Source organism: Caulobacter sp. 10L414 (assembly GCF_056395525.1).
In genome coordinates, this window is record NZ_JBFTJR010000021.1 from 1 (window position 1) to 20518 (window position 20518).

General features: G+C 68.4%; 15 protein-coding genes. 10 read left to right on the forward strand and 5 right to left on the reverse strand.

Going from position 1 to position 20518, the window contains the following annotated elements; genetic code table 11:
* The 4 genes from AC1DCG_RS10515 to AC1DCG_RS10530 form a co-directional block, all read left to right on the forward strand.
* The coding region (locus AC1DCG_RS10515; RefSeq protein WP_477041477.1) for a DUF4893 domain-containing protein at positions 1 to 459 on the forward strand (459 nt) is incomplete at its 5' end.
* A gap of 109 nt (positions 460 to 568) precedes the next feature.
* Positions 569 to 1318 (forward strand): M48 family metallopeptidase, encoded by a 750-nt coding sequence (locus AC1DCG_RS10520; protein WP_477028842.1) that lies wholly within the window; start codon positions 569 to 571, stop codon positions 1316 to 1318.
* Between the two features lie 100 nt (positions 1319 to 1418).
* Positions 1419 to 4004, forward strand: a complete 2586-nt coding sequence (gene clpB / locus AC1DCG_RS10525; protein ID WP_477041478.1) for an ATP-dependent chaperone ClpB — start codon at positions 1419 to 1421, stop codon at positions 4002 to 4004.
* Positions 4005 to 4462: 458 nt separating this feature from the next.
* Positions 4463 to 5011, forward strand: coding sequence for an OmpA family protein (locus tag AC1DCG_RS10530; RefSeq protein ID WP_240903414.1), 549 nt, complete (start codon positions 4463 to 4465; stop codon positions 5009 to 5011).
* A 121-nt stretch (positions 5012 to 5132) separates the two neighbouring features.
* Here AC1DCG_RS10530 and AC1DCG_RS10535 read toward each other — a convergent pair whose 3' ends face one another.
* Positions 5133 to 5609 (reverse strand): tRNA (cytidine(34)-2'-O)-methyltransferase, encoded by a 477-nt coding sequence (locus AC1DCG_RS10535; protein ID WP_477028844.1) that lies wholly within the window; start codon positions 5607 to 5609, stop codon positions 5133 to 5135.
* A gap of 201 nt (positions 5610 to 5810) precedes the next feature.
* On the opposite strand from AC1DCG_RS10535, the gene petA reads away from it, so the two are divergent.
* The 3 genes from petA to AC1DCG_RS10550 are packed head-to-tail and all read left to right on the forward strand — an operon-like array spanning position 5811 to position 8541.
* Positions 5811 to 6356: a ubiquinol-cytochrome c reductase iron-sulfur subunit gene (gene petA / locus AC1DCG_RS10540; RefSeq protein ID WP_165258136.1), complete on the forward strand. Its 546-nt coding sequence runs from the start codon at positions 5811 to 5813 to the stop codon at positions 6354 to 6356.
* A gap of 5 nt (positions 6357 to 6361) precedes the next feature.
* Positions 6362 to 7681, forward strand: coding sequence for a cytochrome b (locus AC1DCG_RS10545; protein ID WP_165258134.1), 1320 nt, complete (start codon positions 6362 to 6364; stop codon positions 7679 to 7681).
* A gap of 5 nt (positions 7682 to 7686) precedes the next feature.
* Positions 7687 to 8541, forward strand: a complete 855-nt coding sequence (locus tag AC1DCG_RS10550) for a cytochrome c1 (protein ID WP_477028845.1) — start codon at positions 7687 to 7689, stop codon at positions 8539 to 8541.
* A gap of 170 nt (positions 8542 to 8711) precedes the next feature.
* Here the strand turns inward: AC1DCG_RS10550 and AC1DCG_RS10555 are convergent, their stop codons facing one another.
* The 4 genes from AC1DCG_RS10555 to AC1DCG_RS10570 all read right to left on the reverse strand — a co-directional run bounded on the left by AC1DCG_RS10555 (position 8712) and on the right by AC1DCG_RS10570 (position 13432).
* Positions 8712 to 9107, reverse strand: a complete 396-nt coding sequence (locus AC1DCG_RS10555) for an OsmC family protein (protein WP_165258130.1) — start codon at positions 9105 to 9107, stop codon at positions 8712 to 8714.
* Between the two features lie 28 nt (positions 9108 to 9135).
* A complete protein-coding gene (locus AC1DCG_RS10560; protein ID WP_477036599.1) occupies positions 9136 to 9879 on the reverse strand; it encodes a hypothetical protein in 744 nt (247 codons plus the stop codon).
* Between the two features lie 187 nt (positions 9880 to 10066).
* Positions 10067 to 12337 carry a beta-glucosidase gene (locus AC1DCG_RS10565; protein ID WP_477028847.1) on the reverse strand — a complete coding sequence of 757 codons (2271 nt, stop codon included), beginning with the start codon at positions 12335 to 12337 and terminating at the stop codon, positions 10067 to 10069.
* A 57-nt stretch (positions 12338 to 12394) separates the two neighbouring features.
* Entirely contained in the window at positions 12395 to 13432 is a 1038-nt protein-coding gene (locus AC1DCG_RS10570; protein WP_477028848.1) for a LacI family DNA-binding transcriptional regulator, read from the reverse strand.
* A gap of 666 nt (positions 13433 to 14098) precedes the next feature.
* On the opposite strand from AC1DCG_RS10570, the gene AC1DCG_RS10575 reads away from it, so the two are divergent.
* The 3 genes from AC1DCG_RS10575 (at position 14099) to AC1DCG_RS10585 (ending at position 20515) form a co-directional block, all read left to right on the forward strand.
* Complete coding sequence (locus AC1DCG_RS10575) at positions 14099 to 17242, forward strand: TonB-dependent receptor (protein WP_165258122.1); 3144 nt, start codon at positions 14099 to 14101, stop codon at positions 17240 to 17242.
* Between the two features lie 166 nt (positions 17243 to 17408).
* Positions 17409 to 18947 carry a tryptophan halogenase family protein gene (locus AC1DCG_RS10580; RefSeq protein WP_477028850.1) on the forward strand — a complete coding sequence of 513 codons (1539 nt, stop codon included), beginning with the start codon at positions 17409 to 17411 and terminating at the stop codon, positions 18945 to 18947.
* Positions 18948 to 18985: 38 nt separating this feature from the next.
* Positions 18986 to 20515, forward strand: a complete 1530-nt coding sequence (locus tag AC1DCG_RS10585) for a tryptophan halogenase family protein (protein ID WP_477028851.1) — start codon at positions 18986 to 18988, stop codon at positions 20513 to 20515.
* Positions 20516 to 20518: the final 3 nt, after the last annotated feature.

Genomic DNA, 20518 nt, shown 5'->3' on the forward strand with positions numbered 1-20518 from the left:
GCGCTGTCCGAAGCGCGGCGGGGCGGCCATGGCCGCGACCTGCGGGCGCTGGGGCCGCTGGCCGATCCGCGCGCCGCGCTCGCCCGGCCCCAGCCGACGCCGGGCGCCTACCAGTGCCGCACGATCAAGCTGGGCAGCCAGGACGGCCGGGGCCTTCCGTACGTCGCCTACGGCTGGTTCCGCTGCCGGGTGCAGCTGACGCCGGGCGGCGACCTGCTGCTGGAGAAGACCACCGGCTCGCAGCGGCAGGCCGGCAACCTCTATCCCGACCGCGACCGGCGGCTGGTGTTCCTGGGCGCCGTGGCCTGGGGCGACCGCGAGGGGCGGGCGACCTACCGCCGCGACGCCGAGCGCGACCAGGCCGGCGTGTTCGAACGCATCGGCCCCAATCGCTATCGCCTGGTCATGCCCTGGCCCAAGCAGGAGTCGAAGCTGGACATCCTGGAACTGAAGCGATGACCTGCCGGCGCCTCGACCGCTGAAAGCGGCCCCTCGGGGCTGACCCTGTTGCCAGCGGCTATCCCCGCGCCTTAAGTCGGGCCGTCGACAACAATAACGCGAGCCGCCCATGCGCCTTCGTCCGTCGCTGGTCCTGATCGCCGGCCTGATGCTCTCGGGCTGCGCCTACAACGCCGAGCTCGGCCGCGACCAGTTCGCCATGGTCGACGAGGCCAGCCTGGCGCGTTCCGGCGAGGCGGCCTGGGAACAGACTCTGCGGACCAGCAAGATCTCGAAGGACGCGCGGATGAACGCCCGGGTCACCACGGTGGGCCAGCGGATCATCGAGGCCGCGGGCCTGGCCAACCGGCCGTGGGACTACGTGGTGTTCGACAACGACACGCCCAACGCCTTCGTGCTGCCGGGCGGCCATATCGGCGTCAATTCGGGTCTGGTGCGCCTGGTCGACAACGACGACCAGCTGGCCGCCGTGCTGGGCCACGAGGCCGCCCACGTGCTGGGCCGCCACGCCGCCGAGCGCTATTCGCAGCAGATGAGCACCCAGCTGGTCCTGGCCATCGCCCAGGCCGCGGCCGGCGGCGGCGGCAGCGACGGCGGCCGGGCCGTGGCCTCGCTGGGCGGGGCGGGCGCGCAGATGGGCTTCCTGCTGCCGTTCTCGCGCAAGCACGAGCTGGAGGCCGACCGCATCGGCGTCGACATCATGCAGCGCGCCGGCTTCCGGCCGCGCGAGGCGGTGGCCCTGTGGCGCAAGATGCAGGCCCAGGGCGGGGCGGGACGGCCCGAGTTCGCCTCGACCCACCCTTCGGACGCCACCCGCATCCAGGCGCTGGAAAACTATCTGGCCAGCCAGGGCTGGTGAGCCTTGTGTGGCTCTGGGGCCACACTACATCCCCTGACGGACCGGGTCGTGCTCATCAGAGGCGACCCGGCCTGATCCGCCTAGTGAAGGGGACGCTGACTTGAAGATCGACATCTATTCCGACCGCGCCAAGCAGGCCGTGCAATCCGCGCAGAGCCTGGCCCTGGCCCGTGGTCACCAGCAACTTGGGCCCGAGCACCTGCTGAAGGTGCTGCTGGAAGAAAAGGACGGGCTTTCGCGCACCATCATCGCCAACGCCGGCGGCCGCCCTGACGCGGCCGACGCCGCCGTGGACGCGATCCTGGCCAAGAACCCGCGCGTCGACGGCGCCGGCGGCCAGCTCTACATGAAGCCCGACACCGCCCGGGTGTTCGCGGCCGCCGAGGACGGCGCCAAGAAGGCCGGCGACGCCTTCGTCACCACCGAGCGCCTGCTCGTGGCCATCGCCAAGGACGGCGCCGAGAGCGCCAAGGCGCTGAAGGACGCCGGCGTCTCGGCCCAGAGCCTGGAAACCGCCGCCGCCGCCCTGCGCAAGGGCCGCACTGCCGACAGCGCCAACGCCGAAGAAGGCTATGACGCGCTCAAGCGCTACGCCCGCGACCTGACCGCCGCGGCCCGTGACGGCAAGATCGACCCGGTGATCGGCCGCGACGAAGAGATCCGCCGCACCATCCAGGTCCTGTCGCGCCGCACCAAGAACAACCCGGTGCTGATCGGAGAGCCGGGCGTGGGCAAGACCGCCATCGTCGAAGGCCTCGCGCAACGCATCGTCAACGGCGACGTGCCCGAGAGCCTGAAGGACAAGAAGCTGCTGTCGCTCGACATGGGCAGCCTGATCGCCGGCGCGAAGTATCGCGGCGAGTTCGAGGAGCGTCTCAAGGCCGTGCTGGCCGAGGTGACCGCGGCCGAGGGCTCGATCATCCTGTTCATCGACGAGATGCACACGCTGGTCGGCGCGGGCAAGAGCGACGGGGCGATGGACGCCTCCAACCTGCTCAAGCCCGCCCTGGCGCGCGGCGAGCTGCACTGCGTGGGCGCCACCACGCTGGACGAGTACCGCAAGCACGTCGAGAAGGACGCGGCCCTGGCCCGTCGCTTCCAGCCGGTGTTCGTGCAGGAGCCGACGGTGGAGGACACCGTCTCGATCCTGCGCGGCCTGAAGGAGAAGTACGAGGTGCACCACGGGGTGCGGATCTCGGACTCCGCCATCGTGGCCGCCGCGACGCTTTCGAACCGCTACATCGCCGACCGCTTCCTGCCCGACAAGGCCATCGACCTGGTGGACGAGGCGGCCAGCCGCGTGCGCATGGCGATCGACAGCAAGCCCGAGGAGCTCGACGAGATCGACCGCCGCCTGGTGCAGCTGAAGATCGAGCGCGAGGCCCTGTCCAAGGAAACCGACGCCGCCTCCAAGCAGCGCCTGGAGAACCTGGAGGTCGAGATCGACGACCTGCAGTTCCGCTCGGACGAGATGACCGCCCGCTGGAAGGCCGAGAAGGACAAGGTCGGCGGTGCGGCGCAGGCCCGTGAAGCCCTCGACCGCCTGCGCGCCGATCTCGCCAACGCCCAGCGCGCCGGCGACTTCGCCCGCGCCGGCCAGATCCAGTACGGCGAGATCCCGGCGCTCGAAAAGCGCCTGGCCGACGCTGAGGCCGGCGAGAACGGCGACAAGGCCCTGACGCCGGAAGTCGTCGACGCCGAGCAGATCGCCGCCGTCGTCAGCCGCTGGACCGGCGTGCCGGTCGAGAAGATGCTGGAGGGCGAGCGCGAGAAGCTGCTGCAGATGGAGGTCGCCCTGCGCTCGCGCGTGGTCGGCCAGGACGAGGCCCTGGAGGCCGTGTCCGACGCCGTCCGCCGCGCCCGCGCCGGCCTGCACGATCCCACGCGCCCGATCGGCTCGTTCCTGTTCCTGGGCCCGACGGGCGTGGGCAAGACCGAGCTGACCAAGGCTCTGGCCGAATTCATGTTCGCCGACGAGCATGCGATCACCCGCATGGACATGAGCGAGTACATGGAAAAGCACTCGGTCAGCCGTCTGATCGGCGCGCCTCCCGGCTATGTCGGCTACGACGAGGGCGGGGCGCTGACGGAAGCCGTCCGTCGCCGTCCCTACCAGGTGGTCCTGTTCGACGAGATCGAGAAGGCCCACCCGGACGTCTTCAACGTGCTGCTGCAGGTGCTGGATGATGGCCGTCTGACGGACGGGCAGGGGCGGACGGTCGATTTCCGCAACACCATCATCATCATGACCTCCAACCTCGGCGCTGAGTTCCTGGCCAACCAGGAAGACGGGGCCGACGTGGAAGAGGTGCGGCCGCTGGTCATGGCCACGGTGCGCGGCCACTTCCGTCCGGAGTTCCTGAACCGGATCGACGAGATCATCCTGTTCAAGCGGCTGGACCGCTCGAACATGAGCGACATCGTCCGCATCCAGCTGGGCCGGGTGGAGAAGCTGCTGGCCGATCGCCGCATGACCCTGGCGCTGGCGCCCGAGGCCCTGCAGTGGCTGGCCGACAAGGGCTACGACCCGGTCTATGGCGCGCGTCCCCTGAAGCGCGTGATCCAGAAGGAACTGGTCGACCCGATCGCCCGCAGGCTGCTGGCCGGCGAGCTGGAGGACGGCGGCGTCATCGCCGTCGGGGCCGACGATGGCGGCCTGTCCTTCGGCAGGGCGACCCTGCAGTAGGCGCCAGCCGAGTCGAAAAGAGACGCGCTCCGGATGCCCGGGGCGCGTTTTTCGTTTGCGGTGGCGCGAAAGCTCCCTACATCTAGAGGGAGAGCCGGGCGTCTTTCCCGGCCGCCGGCGCCGTTTCCCGATTCCCTCGGGGACCCGCACCGAGCCCGTGTCGAGGGCTCCCGAGCCCTCCGCGCCCCTCAAAAAATCCTCTTCGAACTGAAAATAATTTACGGAACCAAATCGCGGTTCGAGCGATCGCGCGCGGTCAATAGAGTGATCAAGAGCATAGGCTGCAAGCGGCGCCAATCACGACAAGAACACGCCTATTTTTCGCCTCTGTCACCTGACGGTTTCGTAATGCGAAAGCTGAACGACCCGGATGAGTGTGTAGGTCCAAGGTCAAGCTTTCTTGGATCAATGAGGAGAAGAAGCGAACAATGATCGGCCAAGTCAAAGGCAGCTTGAAGATGGCGACGGTTGTCGCGCTGGTGGCTGGGGGCCTGGCGGTCAGCGGCTGCGCGACGAAGAAGTACGTCAACACTCAGGTCGGAGCGGTGAACACGCGGGTGGACGGCCACGACACCCAGATCGCCGAACTCGACAAGACGTCCCGCGAAGCCCTCGATCGCGCGACTGCCGCCGGCAAGCTCGCCGAAGGCAAGTTCATGTACTCGATGGTGCTCTCGGACGACTCGGTGAAGTTCCCGACCGACCAGGACGCCCTGTCCCCGGAAGCTGAACAGCGTCTGGCCGACTTCGCGGCCAAGCTGAAGGAAGAGAACAAGAACGTGTACCTGGAGATCCAGGGCTACACCGACGCCACCGGCGAGGCCGGCTACAACGAAAAGCTGGGCCAGCGCCGCGCCGACGCCGTGCGCAAGTTCCTGTCGCGTCAGGGCGTGGCCCTGAACCGCATGGCGACCATCTCGTACGGCGCGGAAGATCCCGTGGCCCCGAACGAGACCACCGAAGGCCGGGCGCAGAACCGCCGGGTCGTGATCATGGTGCTGGCCTAACCCGCAAGGGCAGGCCGCGAAGGACGCCGAGCGCGGGCGAAGACTCCACACCTTGCCCGCCAGCTCGCATCCGAGCGCCGATGGTTAAACTTGGGCGGTCCCGGAAACGGGGCCGCCTTTTTTACGTCTGCAGCGTGGTCAGCGACGGAAAGCCGCCCGTCTGGCGCAAGGCCTCCGACAGCGCCATGCCCGCGGTGACCGAGACGTTCAGCGAGCGGGCCTGCGGCCGCAGCGGGATCACCACCCGGGCGTCGACCGCGGCGTGCACCTCTTCGGGCGCGCCGCGACTCTCGTTGCCGAACAGCAGGGTGTCGCCGGGCTGGAAGGCGAAGTCGTGGAAGCTTTGCTCGCCGCGCGTGGTGAAAAGCACCAGGCGCCCGTGGGCGCGCTGCGGCGCCTTCAGGAAGGTCTCCCACGAATCGTGCCGGGTGAGGTGCGCGAGCGGGCCATAGTCGAGGGCCGCGCGCTTCAAGCTCTTGTCATCCAAGGGGAAACTGCAGGGCTCGATGATGTCGAGGCCCACGTCCAGGCAGGCCGAAAGCCGAATCGCCGCGCCCACGTTCTGGGGAATGCCGGGTTGAAAAAGCGCGAGACGCATTCTAACGAAACCAACCATGGGGCTAGTAGGGGCATTGCTGCACATCGAATAGGGCTTGCGAACTCTGTTCGCCCATCCGATAGGGAGCGTGCCCCTTGTGGCGAAGATCCGCTCGCGGGTCGAGGTAAAGATATCGCGCCGAATGGCGCATTTCCTGGTCTGGCCGTTCGCGGTCGGACGGATTTCAAAGGGTGGAACAAGGTGGCCGACACCGCCGAGGGCGCAACGAAAGGGCCTGGGTCCGATCCCAGCCGACGCGATTTCATTTACATTGCCGCGATCACCGCCGCAGCCGGCGGCGCAGCGGCGCTTGCCTGGCCGTTCATCGACCAGATGAACCCCTCGGCCGATACGCTGGCCCTGGCTTCGACCGAGTTCGACCTGACCAAGGTCGCCGACGGCCAGCAGGTGACGCTGAAGTGGCGGGGTAAGCCGCTCTTCGTGCGCAACCGCACCCCGGCCGAAATCCAGAAGGCGGTCGCCGACGATGGCGCGGCCATGAAGGATCCCCAGAAGGACGCCGACCGCGTGAAGCCGGGCAAGGCCCAATGGCTGGTGCTGATCGGCTCGTGCACTCACCTGGGCTGCGTGCCCACCTTCGGCGGCGGCGACTACGGCGGCTGGTTCTGCCCGTGCCACGGCTCGCACTACGACACGTCGGGCCGCATCCGTAAGGGTCCGGCTCCGCTGAACCTCGCGGTTCCGGAGTACGAGTTCCTGTCCGACACCAAGGTCAAGATCGGGTAAGCCAGATGAGCGGACATTCGACCTACCAGCCGAAGACCGGTATCGAGCGCTGGCTCGACGCCCGTCTCCCGATCGTGCGCCTGGGCTACGACAGCTTCGTCGACTATCCCACCCCGCGTAACCTGAACTACTGGTGGACCTTCGGCGGCATCCTGTCGCTGTGCCTGGCCAGCCAGCTGATCACCGGCATCATCCTGGTGATGCACTACACCCCCAGCGCCGACCACGCCTTCGCCAGCGTCGAGCACATCATGCGCGACGTGAACTACGGCTGGCTGATCCGCTACATGCACGCCAACGGCGCGTCGATGTTCTTCATCGCCGTCTATGTCCACATGCTGCGCGGCCTCTACTACGGCTCGTACAAGGCCCCCCGCGAGGTGCTGTGGATCCTGGGCTGCGTGATCTACCTCCTGATGATGGCCACGGCCTTCATGGGCTACGTGCTGCCCTGGGGCCAGATGAGCTTCCACGGCGCCGTCGTGATCACCAACCTGTTCGGCGCCCTGCCGATCGTCGGTCCGTCGATCACCACCTGGCTGTGGGGCGGCTTCGCCGTCGACAACGCCACGCTGAACCGCTTCTTCTCGCTGCACTACCTGCTGCCGTTCATGATCGCGGGCGTCGTGATCCTGCACATCTGGGCCCTGCACGTGGTCGGCCAGAACAACCCGACCGGCGTCGAGCCCAAGTCGAAGGCCGACACCCTGCCCTTCACGCCGTACGCGACGGTGAAGGACGGCTTTGCGATGAGCGTCTTCCTGATCCTCTTCGCGACCTTCGTCTTCTACCTGCCCAACGCCCTTGGCCACGCCGACAACTACGTCGAGGCCAACCCGCTGGTGACGCCGGCGCACATCGTGCCCGAATGGTACTTCCTGCCGTTCTACGCGATCCTGCGCGCCGTGCCGGACAAGCTGATGGGCGTGCTGGCCATGTTCGGCGCCATCGCCTGCCTGTTCGCCCTGCCGTGGCTGGACACCTCGAAGGTGCGCTCGATGCGCTACCGCCCGACCGCCAAGCTGTACTTCATCATCTTCGTGGTGGCGTGCTGCATCCTGGGTCTCTGCGGCGCCAAGCTGCCGGACGATCCGGTGCTGGGTCACTTCAAGACCTTCACCCTGGGTGACGCCGACCTGAACAGCTTCGTGTGGCTGAGCCGCTTCGCCTCGCTCTACTACTTCGCGTTCTTCCTGGTGATCCTGCCGGTGCTGGGCCTGGTCGAGAAGACCCTGCCGGTGCCGGACTCCATCGCCTCGCCCGCTCTGTCGCACCCGGCCGCCGCGCCGGAGCAAGCGACCGCCGCGCCTGAAATGAAGGGCTGATCCCGATGCTGCGCAAACTCTCCGTCATCGCAGCGGTCGCGGGTCTGATGGCGGCTGCCGCCGCCGCCCCGGCCCTGGCCGCCGGTCACCCGCTGGAACCGGAAAAGATCCACTGGTCGTTCAACGGCCCGTTCGGCAAGTTCGATCAGGCCCAGCTGCAACGCGGCTACAAGGTCTATCGCGAGGTCTGCTCGTCGTGCCACTCCATGAAGCTGGTCAGCTTCCGGAACCTCGGCGACAAGGGTGGTCCGTTCTATAACGAGAAGTACCCGAACTCGAACGACAACCCGTGGGTCAAGGCGATCGCCAAGGAGTTCGAGGTCGCCGACATCGACTCCGAGACCGGCGACGCCATCAAGCGTCCGGCCACCAGCGCCGACCGCTTCCCCTCGCCGTTCCCGAACGAGGCCGCGGCCCGCGCCAGCAACGGCGGCGCCCTCCCGCCGGACATGTCGCTGCTGGCCAAGGCCCGCACCGGCGGTCCCGACTACATCCACGCTATCGTCACGGGCTACAAGAACCCGCCGGCGGGCCTGAAGGTCGGTCCGGGCCAGCACTACAACCCGTACATGCCGGGCGACCTGGCGGCCTACTGGAGCGGCGACCACGCCCACGTTCCGCCGGGCGGCTTCATCGCCATGGCCCCGCCGCTGACCGACAACGGCGTCACCTTCGACGACGGCACCAAGGCCACGGTCGACCAGCAGGCCCGCGACGTCTCGGCCTTCCTGATGTGGGCCGCCGAGCCCAAGCTGGAAGAGCGCAAGCAGACGGGTTTCGCGGTGATGATCTACCTGATCCTCTTCGCCGGCCTGCTCTATGCGAGCTACCGCAAGGTCTGGAAGAACGAGTCGCACTGAGCGGCCTGTTCGCACCGGAAATGAAGAAGGGCCCGGCGGCGACGCCGGGCCCTTTTGTTTTGCGAGAGACCCCCTCAGTCGGCTTCGCCGACAGCTCCCCCAGAGGGGGAGCATCTAGCGCTTCAGATCCTCCCCCTCTGGGGGAGGTGGCCCGAAGGGCCGGAGGGGGATCACCCCTTCTCCAGCACCGTGTCGATGCCGAACCCGCTCTTCAGCGCCAGGGTCACCGGCGTGCGCTCGACCACGTCGCGCAGGCGGGCGATGGCGGCTTCGTCGAGGTCGCCGGTCGCCGAGACCTTGCGATCGATCCTGGGCTTGTCGCCGCTGTTGTCGAGCACCAGGTCGACGGTGATGGTCACCTCGCCCCAGCCCTTGCGGTCGGCGTACATGCGCAGGGTGGTGGCCGTGCAGGCCGCCAAGCCCGCCAGCACGAAGCCGAACGGCGGCGGGCCGGCGTCCTGGCCGCCGAGGGCGGGCGGCTCGTCGCCGACCAGCTGGTGGCCGTTGACGTCGAGCTGGATCGTGTGGCGCGGGTCGGCGGTGACGGCGTGAACGCGCGAGGCCATGGGAAACTCCGTATCGGGATGAAGTGAATTAGGGCGTCAGCCACAGGGCGTGGGCGGCCGGGTCCAGCCGCAGGCGGCCCCGGGCCAGCACCTCGACGCCCAGGGCGCCGACGACGCCGGGCGGCAGGTCGCCGGCCCTGACCGCGCGGGCGCGGGCATAGAGCCGGCCGTCGAAGGCCAGGCCCGCCACCGTGCCGGCCGGCGCCTGGCGCGGTCCGTCGGCCGGTCCTCGGGCGCGCAGGGCGCCCGCCGAGGCGGTGTCGAGGGCGAAGGGGCCCTGGACGCTCGAGAAGCCGTCGGAGGCGCTGGCGCGCACCGTCGGCACCCCGCCGACCATCTCGACCGGCAGGAAGGGCCCTGAGGGGCGGGCAAGGCCGTCGGCGGCCTCCAGCCTCAGCCGGCAGGGCGAGAAGTCGATCACCACCGTGTAGCGGGCCAGGATGTCGGCGCCGATAACCCCGGCGATGGGGGCCACGAAGCCGACGCCGCGATAGTCGAGGTCGGTCACCGCCACGGGCTGGGCGGACAGGGCCTGGCCGGCGAGGCGGACGGGCAGGGATAGGTCCAAGCCCTCGAAGCCGCCGGCCTGGGCCTTGGTGTCGTGCAGCAGGGTGCGCGGCGCCGACAGGTCGATGACGAAGTCGCCGGTCATGTCGCCGATCGCGGCCGGCGCGACGACGGCGCCGTTCTCGAACCAGCAGGCGGTCTCGCCGGCCCGCGCCGAAGCGGCGGTCGCGAGCGTGATGGCCAGGGCGAGGAGCTGGGCGCGCATGACGGGAGACTAGAGCGGGCGGGGCTGGGCTGGGAAGCGTCGGGTGGATGACCGAGCCATAGCCCTTCGCATCGCGCATGGCTTGAACGGAAAGAGGGCGGACGCCTGCGCGTCCGCCCCCCTCCGGCCCTCCGGCCCTCCGGCCCTCCGGCCCTCCGGGCCACCTCCCCCTTCAGGGGGAGGGGGGTTACTTCCGCAGCCCCACCGGCACGGTCTGGGCCTGCACCGCCGCGGTGGCGCGCGCCGAGATCGCCGCGGACGACGCCCCCAGCTGGACCTCGTAGTCGCCGGCCGCCACCTTCCAGCCGTGGGCCTTGTCGTCCCAGGTGGCCAGCAGGCGCGGGTCGACCGCCAGGGTCACGGTCTTGCTGGCGCCGGGGGCGAGCTCGACCTTCTCGAAGCCCGCCAGGCGGCGCGGAGCCTCCCAGCCGCCGGCCTTGGGCGAGACATAGACCTGCGGCACGTCCTTGCCGGCGCGCTTGCCGGTGTTGGTCACCTTGAAGGCCACGGTCAGGGCGCCGCCCTGCGTCGAGGTCGTCAGGTCCGAGTAGGCGAAGCTGGTGTAGGACAGGCCGTGGCCGAACGGGAACAGCGGCGACAGGCCCTTCTTGTCGAACCACTTGTAGCCGACGGCCGCGCCCTCGATCGAATAGTCGACGGCGAACAGGTCGTCGGGCTTCTTCGGGTCGCCGTCGAGCTTGGGCCGCGGCAGCTGGGCCTCGCTGGCCGGGAAGGTCACGGGCAGGCGGCCCGAGGCGTCCACCTCGCCGGTCAGCACGCGGGCGATGGCCTCGCCGCCGCTGGTGCCGGGGAACCAGGCCTGCAGCACCGCGCCCACGTCCTTGAGCCAGGGCATGGTCACCGGGCCGCCGGTCTCGAGCACGACGACGGTGGGCTTTCCCGCCTTGGCGGCCGCGGCGATCATGGCGTCCTGGTTCTTGGGCAGGGCCAGGGACGCGACGTCCTCCGACTCGGTGGTCCACTGGTCGGCGAAGACGATGACCAGGTCGCTGTCGGCCGCCAGCCTGGCGACCGCGGCGGCGTCCTTGCCGTCGTTGTAGGTGAAGCTGGCCTGGGGCGCGCGGGCCTGCAGCGCCTTCAGCGGCGAGGACGGATAGTAGATCACCGGGCCGGGCCAGGTCTTGGGCTCCAGGCCCTGAACGGCGCGGCCGCCGGCCGGATAGACCTGCGACGAGCCGCCGCCCGACAGCACGCCGACATCGGCATAGGCGCCGATGACGGCGATCTTCTGGGCCTTCAGCGCCAAGGGCAGCACGCCCTTGTCGTTCTTCAGCAGGACCATGCCTTCCTCGGCGTCGGCCTGGCTGACCTTGCCGTTGGCGGCCAGATCGATGGGGGCGATCTTCACCGGATGGTCGACCGCGCCGCTGGCGAACAGCGAGCGGACGATGCGGCGGGCCATGTCGTCCAGGCGCGCCTGGCTGACCGCGCCGCTGGCCAGATCGGCCTTCAGCACGCCCGCCAGGAAGGGCTGCTTGTCGAAGGCGTCGCCGGCCGATTCCTGGTCGAGGCCGGCGTTGACCGACTTGGCGCCCGAATGCACGGCGCCCCAGTCGGACATCACGTAGCCCTTGTAGCCCCAGTCCTGCTTGAGCACCTTGTTCAGCAGCCAGTCGTTCTCGCAGGCGTAGTGGCCGTTGACGCGGTTGTAGGCGCACATCACCGAATGCGGGTCCGACGCCTCCATGGCGATCTGGAAGGCCAGCAGGTCGGAGGTGCGGGCGTCGGCGTCGCCGATCTTGCTGTCGACCACGAAGCGCCCGGTCTCCTGGGCGTTCAGCGCGTAGTGCTTGATGGTCGAGACGATGTGGTTGGACTGGATGCCCTTGATCTGGGCCCCGACCATCACCCCGGCCAGCAGCGGATCCTCGCCGCCATATTCGAAGTTGCGGCCGTTGCGCGGCTCGCGGACCAGGTTCACGCCGCCGGCCAGCATGACGTTGAAGCCCGAGTCGCGGGCCTCCTTGCCGATCATCGCGCCGCCCTTTTGCGCCAGTGCCGGGTTCCAGGTGGCCGTGGTGGCCATGCCGGAGGGCAGGGCGGTGCGCTCGCGGAATTCCGCCGCGCTGCCCTGGGTGGCGACGCCGACGCCGGCGTCGGTCTCGAACTGGGCGGGGATGCCCAGGCGCGGCAGGCCCGGCACGTAGCCGGCCGAGCCGGGCAGCGAGGCTTCGATGCACGTGTACTTGGGCTTCATGTCGGCGCCGAAGTAGCCGTAGACCAGGGTCAGCTTCTCGTCCTGGGTCATGGCCTTGACGGCCAGGTCGGCGCGCGTGTCGGCGTCGAGCTTGGGATCCAGCCACGGCTGGCCGGCCGGGGCGGCGGCGGGCGCGCCGTGGCCCGCGTGGCCGGCATGGCCTTGGGCGAGAGCGGGCGCGGCGCCCAGGGTGGCGACCGTCAGGGCCAGGGCGCTGGCGCGCCAGAGACGCGAGTTCATTCTACCTCCCACTCGTATGATCTTGGCCGGCTGGGCCGGCGGGTGTTTCGTCGTCCGTCAGCCGGACTTGCCCGGTAGCCGCTTGCGGGCCGGGCCGGTGGATTCGCGCACCACCAGGGTGTGCTGGGCCAGGAACGGACTGGGGCGTACGCCCGAGTCGCTGCTGTTCCAGGCCGCGAAGGTCTGCAGGGCGCGCAGGGCCATCGGCTCGAACGGCTGGCGGATGGTGGTCAGGGTCGGCCAGATGACCCCGGCGATGGGCGCGTCGTCGAAGCCGACAACCGACAGGTCGTCGGGAATGCGCAGGCCCCGGCGCTGGGCCTCCATGCAGGTGGCGGCGGCCATGTCGTCGTTGGCGGCGAAGATGGCGGTGGGCGGCTCGTCGATGTCGAGCAGCAGCTTGGCCGCGTCCATGCCGGTCTTGAAGGTGAACTCGCCCCCGACGATCAGCTCGGGCGCGGGGCGCGGCAGGCCGGCGGCGGCGTAGGCCTCGAAGAAGCCGTTGCGGCGGTGGGTGCTGGCGGCGTGGTCGGGGTGGCCGGCGATGTGGCCGATGCGGGTGTGGCCCAGGCTGAACAGGTGCTCGACCACCTCGCGGGCGGCGGCGCGGTCGTCCATGGCGATGGCCGGGAAGTTGGGGTCGGGCGTGGTCGGCGAGATCAGCACGCAGCGCACGTCCAGTTCACGCATCAGCGCCTTCAGCGGACCGAAGTCGCATTCGGGCGGCAGCAGGATGACTTCGCGGATGCCGCCGTCCTCGATGAAGGCGCGGATGCGCTCGTGCCAGCCGACGACGGGGCCGTCGAACAGCTCCACGGTCAGGTGGCGGCCCGTCTCAAGGCAGGCCAGCAACAGGGCGTGGTGCGTGCGGGTGTGGTAGCCGCCGCTGGGGTCGCCCATCAGCACGCCGACGGCCGAGGCGCCCTGGGCGCGGAACTGGCGGGCCACGGCGCTGGGCTGGTAGCCGAGGGCGGCCATGGCCTCGCGGACCTTGTCGCGGGTCTTGGCGGTGACGCTGGCGTGATCGTTCATCACGCGCGAGACGGTCTTGGCCGAAACCCCCGCCCGCTTGGCCACATCGTGAATCGTCGCCATTCCGTAAGACCCGCACCCGACTAGGCCGCGAATGCGCATCCCCCGGCAGGGGCGGCTCCACGGCTCCCGAGGACCAGCCATAGCGCAGCCCGGCGGGCTTGTCATGCGGCAGGACAAATGCGGGTCAAAAAATGTCCTCGTCGAGGACATAGGTGTGGTCATTCTGTTTGTCCCGCGGGTCAGGTGGTCTTGATTGGTACCGCTTCCGATTCACTTTTGGGTGGAATCTTCGCGATGGCGGCCGGCGGGGCCTGGCGCCTGAGGACACGAGCTTTCATCCCTGTTAGCGCTGTCTTTCGGCGTGCCGGCAAGTGCCCGCGGAGGAAAATATACTTTTAAAACAATGTATAATGGTGATTTGGTCGAGCGATCTCGCGATCGTGCGTCATCGTTGCAACGCTTCGAAACCCGGTGATTTCCGGAAATGACAACGTTGACATTCTTGTTGACTTGCTCGGGACATTTGGGAATGTTGCCGCCGTGACCGGCGTCTGAGAGCCGGATCGCAGCACCGTTCCGGCGCCGGGGGTCGCCGACAGGACAATCACCGGGTCACGACCGCCGAAGCAGGTTGGCGTGAAGGTCGAGGCCCGGCTCGAGACCCACCGCGGCGTCAAAAGGCGTCGCGGCCCGAACGCAAGAACAAGACATTGGGGAGCGATCGATTTGACCACACCACGTAAGAAGTCCGCCTGGACTCGCGGCTTGACCCTGGCCCTGCTGGCCGGCGCGTCGCAGGCCGTCATCACCACTAGCGCCCTGGCGCAGACCGCCGGCCAGACCGAAGAGACCGCCGTCGACGAGATCGTCGTCACCGGCGTGCGCGGCTCGCAGCTGAAGTCGGTCGACGTCAAGCGCCGCGAAGCCTCGATCGTCGACGCCATCTCGGCCGAGGACATCGGCAAGCTGCCGGACGTCACCATCGCCGACTCGCTGCAGCGCATCCCGGGCATCCAGATCCAGCGCAACGCCGGTGAAGGCGCCACCGTCAACATCCGGGGCCTGGCCCAGGTCATCACCCTGCTGAACGGCGAGCAGTATCTCAGCGCGGGCAACATGGGCTCGGCCCAGCCCAACCTGCTGGACGTGCCCTCGCAGCTGATGAACCAGGTGCTGGTCTACAAGTCGACCGACCCGAACAACGCCCTGTCGGGCATCTCGGGCACCATCGACCTGCGCACCCGCCGGCCGTTCCAGATGCAGGACGGCTTCACCTTCGCCGGCGCGGCCGAAGCCCAGCGCGGCGAACGCACCAAGGAAGACGACTACCTGGCCAACATCCTGGCCAGCTGGCGCAACGATCGCGTCGGCCTGCTGGTCTCGGCCGCGCAGAGCAAGTCGAACCTGGGCAACAACTTCTCGGGCGCGGTCTCGCTGTCGGGCAACAACGACTGGGGCGGTTCGAACCCGAACAACTTCCTGTCGCCGCACGGCTTCGAAAGCTTCAACCGCGTCGTCGAGCGCAAGCGCACCGGCGTCAACGTGTCGTTCGAGGCCAAGCTGGGCGAGGGCTTCACCCTGATCGCCGAGGGCTTCTACGCCAAGCTCGACGAGTACAACCGCGCCGCCGGCATCAACATCTCCAACCGCTGGGACGGCGGCGCCTTCGGCAACTGGACCCGTCCGACCGACTTCGAGCAGACCGGCGTCAACGCGCCGCCGCCCGGCCCGGCCCCGATCGGCGGCAACGGCCGTCCGTGGCTGGCGGTCAGCGAGTACGACATCGACGCCTGGTGGGTGAACTCGTTCACCGTCAACCGCGTCACCAAGTCCGAGAGCAAGAACTACAATCTCGAACTGAAGTACGACAACGGCGGTCCGTTCGCCTTCGAGGCGCGGGCCATCCGCGCCGACGGCGAACGCCTGAGCATGAACGGCCAGGCCCAGGGCGACCTTAGCAACTGGCAGTACGCGCCGGACCGCTTCACGCTGTTCCGCAACGCCCAGGACCGCACGCGCGGCACCTTCTATCCGAAGGCGATCTGCGACCAGTATCCGGCCAGCCAGCGCAGCAACGCCGTCACCGGCTCGGCCGGCGGCTGCTACCTGAACCCGAACCCGCTGGGCTACGGCCAGAACCCGCAGCTGCACTATGACGTCAGCGGCAAGAGCCCGGTGTGGAGCGGCTTCGACACGCCGATCTCGGGCGGCCTGGGCGCGGGCAAGACCCTGCGCGACTACATGGCCAACAAGGACAGCTACGCGATCGGGGCCTTCTCGTCGGAAGGCAACAACGAAGTCGAGTCGGACATGAACGTGTTCCGCGCCGACGGCCACTACAAGTTCGACGACAAGTTCCTCGGCTTCATCACCAAGGTCGACGCCGGCGTTCGCCAGAGCGACCGTTCGGTCAGCGTCGAGCAGTTCCACCTGTTCTCGGGCTTCTACGGCGGCGTTCCCGGCGCGGTGCAGGCCAACGGCACGCCCGTGCCGGCCGGCGGCTGCATGGCCCAGTGGAAGGCCATCGACGTGGTCATGAACCAGAACCAGTGCCAGGCTGGCGAGTTCGTGCCCAACCCGATCACCGGCGTGCCGGAGTTCCAGGGCTACACGGTCAACCGTCCGACCAAGCTGACCACCTACAACAACGCCATCTGGGTCAACAACCTGGGCGGCGTCACCAAGGGCATGCCCGGCTTCTGGGCCATCGACCCGCGTGACTTCGACGACGTGCTGTCCTTCCAGAAGAAGGTGTTCGGCGACGCCGTCCGGGTGCAGGTGCCCGGCCAGACCTACGACGTCGACCTGAAGGAACAGAGCGCCTACGGCGCCGGTTCCTTCGAGATCGGCCAGCTGTCGGGCGACTTCGGCCTGCGCGTCATCCAGACGGAACTGCTGGTGAAGCAGAACCTGACCGGCGACGTGATGAACTACGGCGACACCAACGCCGACGCCGGCGACACGGTGACCCGCCGCAAGTACACGGACTGGCTGCCCTCGTTCAACGCCACCTACGACCTGACCGACAACGTCAAGCTGCGCTTCGCCTATTCGAAGACGATGCAGCCGCTCGACCTGGGCAGCTACGGCGGCGGCCTGTCGATCTTCACCGCCGACTGCGGTGCGACCATGCCGAACGTTCGCTGCGTGACCGGGGCCAGCGCCTCGGGCAACCCGAACCTCGATCCGTGGCGTTCGCAGAACTACGACGGCGCCATCGAGTACTACTTCGGCCGGGCGTCGATGATTAACCTGTCGGCCTTCCTGCTGAAGATCGACAGCTTCGTCACCGGCGGCACCATCAAGGGCAGCTTCCCCGACCAGGACGGCGTGATCCGCCGCGAAGTCGACGTGTCGCTGCCGCTGCAGGGCAAGGGCGGCGAGGTGAAGGGTCTGGAAGTGGGGGCCAAGATCGCCTTCACCGACATCATCCCCGACGTGCCGGTGCTGAAGAACTTCGGTGTCGACACCAACTACACCTACTCGCCCAGCAAGGAAGATCGTCTGGACCTGTCGGGCAACCGCCTGCCGTTCTTCGACAACTCCAAGCACCAGTTCAACCTGGTCGGCTGGTACCAGGACGACAAGCTGCAGGCGCGGGTGGCCTACAACTACCGCACCGATCGCCTGTCCGGCACCATGGGCGGCGGCGGCCAGCGGGTGATCCCGATCTACCAGGGCTCGACCGGCTATGTGGACGTCAACGTCAGCTACGACGTGCGCGAGAACGTGACGGTCTACTTCAACGGCTCGAACGTCACCGGCGAGATCGAGGACTACTACCTGCGTTTTGCCAAGGGCAAGGAACAGTACTCGTCGCAGAACGAGTTCGAGCCCCGCTACACGATCGGTCTCCGCGCCAAGTGGTGATCTGAAGCCTTCCTCCCTGCGCCCGTCGTGGCGGCCCTTCGGGGTCGTCACGGCGGCTCTTTTTGTTTGGGGAGGGTGCTATCCAACGGCGCTCTCGGGCGCCAGTTTCCGGTTCGGGCCGTCGGCGCCTGGGGGCGTCGATTTTCCGGTTCGGGGAGGACCGGCCATGAGCGAAGACGTTCGGAACGGACGCATCCGCAGCATCGTCATCGTCGGCGGCGGCACCGCCGGCTGGATGGCGGCCGCGAGCCTGCGCCGCCACTTCGGCAGGGCGCCGATCGACATCACCCTGGTCGAGAGTTCCGAGATCGGCACGATCGGGGTGGGCGAGGCGACCATCCCCACCATCCGCAATTTCTACCAGTCGCTGGGTCTGGACGACCTGGAGGTGCTGCGCGCCACGCAAGGCACATGCAAGCTGGGCATCCGCTTCAAGGACTGGATGGCGCCGGGCTCGGCCTTCATCCACCCCTTCAGCCTTTATGGCCAGGACCTGAACGGCGTGCCCTTCCAGCACTATTGGCTGAAGGCCCGCAGCGTCGCCGACGTCGGCGAGATGGGCGAATATTCGCTGGGCGCCAGCCTGGCGGCGGCGGGCAAGTTCACCGTGCCGGCGGCCAATCCGCCGTCGAGCCTGTCGGTGTTCGACTGGGCCCTGCACTTCGACGCGGCCCTGTTCGCCCAGCTGATGCGCCGCGTCGCCGAAGCCAACGGCGTGCGCCGGATCGACGCCAAGGTGGTGAAGGTCAACCTGCGTCCCGAGGACGGCTTCGTCGCCTCGCTGGACCTGCATACCGGCGCGACCATCGAGGGCGACCTCTTCATCGACTGCTCGGGCTTCCGCGGCCTGCTGATCGAGGAGGCGCTGGGAACCGGCTACGAGGACTGGTCGCAGTGGCTGTTCTGCGACCGGGCGCTCGCCGTGCAGAGCCAGCCGCCTGAGGGCGCGCAGCCGCCGCCTTATACCGACGTCACCGCCCACACCGCCGGCTGGCGTTGGCGCATCCCGCTGCAGCACCGCTACGGCAACGGCTACGTCTATTCCAGCCGCCACATCGACGACGAGGCGGCGAAGGCCGAGCTGGTCGCCGCCGTGCCCGACCGCCTGCTGCATGAGCCGCGCCTGATCCGCTTCACGCCCGGCCGCCGCAAGAAGGTGTGGAACCGCAACGTCGTGGCCCTGGGCCTGGCGTCGGGCTTCCTCGAGCCGCTGGAAAGCACCTCGATCGCCCTGATCGAGACCGGCATAGAGAAGCTCAAGGCCCTGTTCCCCGACCGCGGCTTCGACCCGGCCGTGGTCGACGAGTTCAACGACTGGTCCCGGCGCGAGATGGAGCGGGTACGCGACTTCGTGGTGCTGCACTACAAGGCCGCCCAGCGGGGCGACACGCCGTTCTGGCGCACGACCCGCGACGCCGACATCCCCGAGACCCTGGCCCGCAAGGTCGAACTGTTCCGCTCGCGCGGGCACATCGCCCGTTATCGCTGGGAGATGTTCCAGCCGCCCAGCTGGCTGGCGATCTTCGCCGGCTTCGACATCCTGCCGGACGGCTGGGATCCGGCGCTGGACGGGATCGACGGCGCGGCCCTGGCCGCCAGCCTGAACCAGATGCGGGCGGGCGTGGCGCGGGCGGTTGCCCAGGCCCCGACCCACGGCGACTTCCTGCGCCGCTATGTCGGCGCGGCGCCGGCGGCGGCCGAATAGACAACAACGACAAGAGAAAAGCGTACGGGAGGCGGCCGATGGCCAACAATCTGCGGAAGATCGTGATCGTGGGCGGCGGTTCGGCCGGCTGGATCACCGCGGCGATGATCAGCCACTATCTCAAGGACAGCCCCTGCGAGATCGAACTGATCGAGTCCGAGCAGATCGGCATCATCGGCGTTGGCGAAAGCACCATCCCGCCGTTCCTTCAGCTGATCCGCAGCCTCGGCATCGACGAGGTCGAGTTCATGAAGGAGACCCAGGCCGCCTTCAAGCTGGCCATCCGGTTCGAGAACTGGCGCAAGAGGGGCGAGGTCTACTACCACCCGTTCGGCCTGATCGGCGGGCCGGTGGACGTGCACGAGTTCTACCAGGTCTGGCTGCGCGGCAAGGCCGAGGGGCATCCGTCCAGCCTGCAGGACTTCGCGCCGGCCTCGGTGATGGCCGACCGCTGGAAGTTCATGTCGCCGGCGCTCGCGCCGCGCACCATGCTGGCCAACGCCAACTACGCCGTGCACATCGACGCGGCCCTGCTGGCCAAGTTTCTGCGCAAGTTCGCCGAGGCCCGCGGCGTCAAGCGCACCGAGGGCATCGTCAAGGACATGGCCACCCGGCCCGACGGCTTCATCGAGAAGGTGATCCTGCAGGACGGCCGCGAGGCGTCGGGCGATCTCTTCATCGACTGCTCGGGCTTCCGCTCGCTGTTGAACGGCAAGGCCCTGGGCACCGAGTTCCTCGACTGGTCGGACGTGCTGCTGAACGACAGGGCCATCGCGGTGCAGACCGCCAACATCCAGGACCCGCACCCCTACACCCTGGCCCAGGCCCAGGACGCCGGCTGGCGCTGGCGCATCCCGCTGCAGCACCGGGCCGGCAACGGCTACGTCTATTGCAGCCAGTACTGCAGCGACGACGAGGCTCTGGCCACGCTGATGAGCCAGGTCGAGGGCGAGGCCGTGCGCGATCCCTGGCTGGTGCCGTTCAAGACCGGCATGCGCAAGCAGCTGTTCAACAAGAACTGCGTGGCCATCGGCCTGGCCGGCGGCTTCATCGAGCCGCTGGAGTCGACGGCCCTGCACCTGATCTATCGCGGCGTCGACTACCTGCTGCGGTTCTTCCCCGACCGCGACTGCGATCCGGTGCTGGCGGCCGAGTACAACAGGCGCATGCAGATCGACTACGAGGAGATCCGCGACTTCATCGTGCTGCACTACTGCACGACCAAGCGCGACGACACGCCGTTCTGGCGCGCCTACCAGCAGGTGACGCCGCCCGAGAGCCTGCGCGAGCGGATGGAGCTGTTCAAGGCCAGCGGCGTGCTGCGCGACGGGGTCGACGACATGTTCCGCGCGCCCAGCTGGCAGTCGGTGATGGAGGGCATGGGCATCCGGCCCAAGCGCTACCAGCAACTGGCCGACACCCTGCCGGCCGGGGTGGTGAAGGGCCTGCTGGACCAGTCGGCGCCGATGCTGAGCGAGCTCGTCGACACCCTGCCCAGCCACGGCGACTTCCTGCGCCAATACTGCCCCGCGCCGGTGCCCGAGGCGCTGCTGAAGAAGGCGGGCTGACGG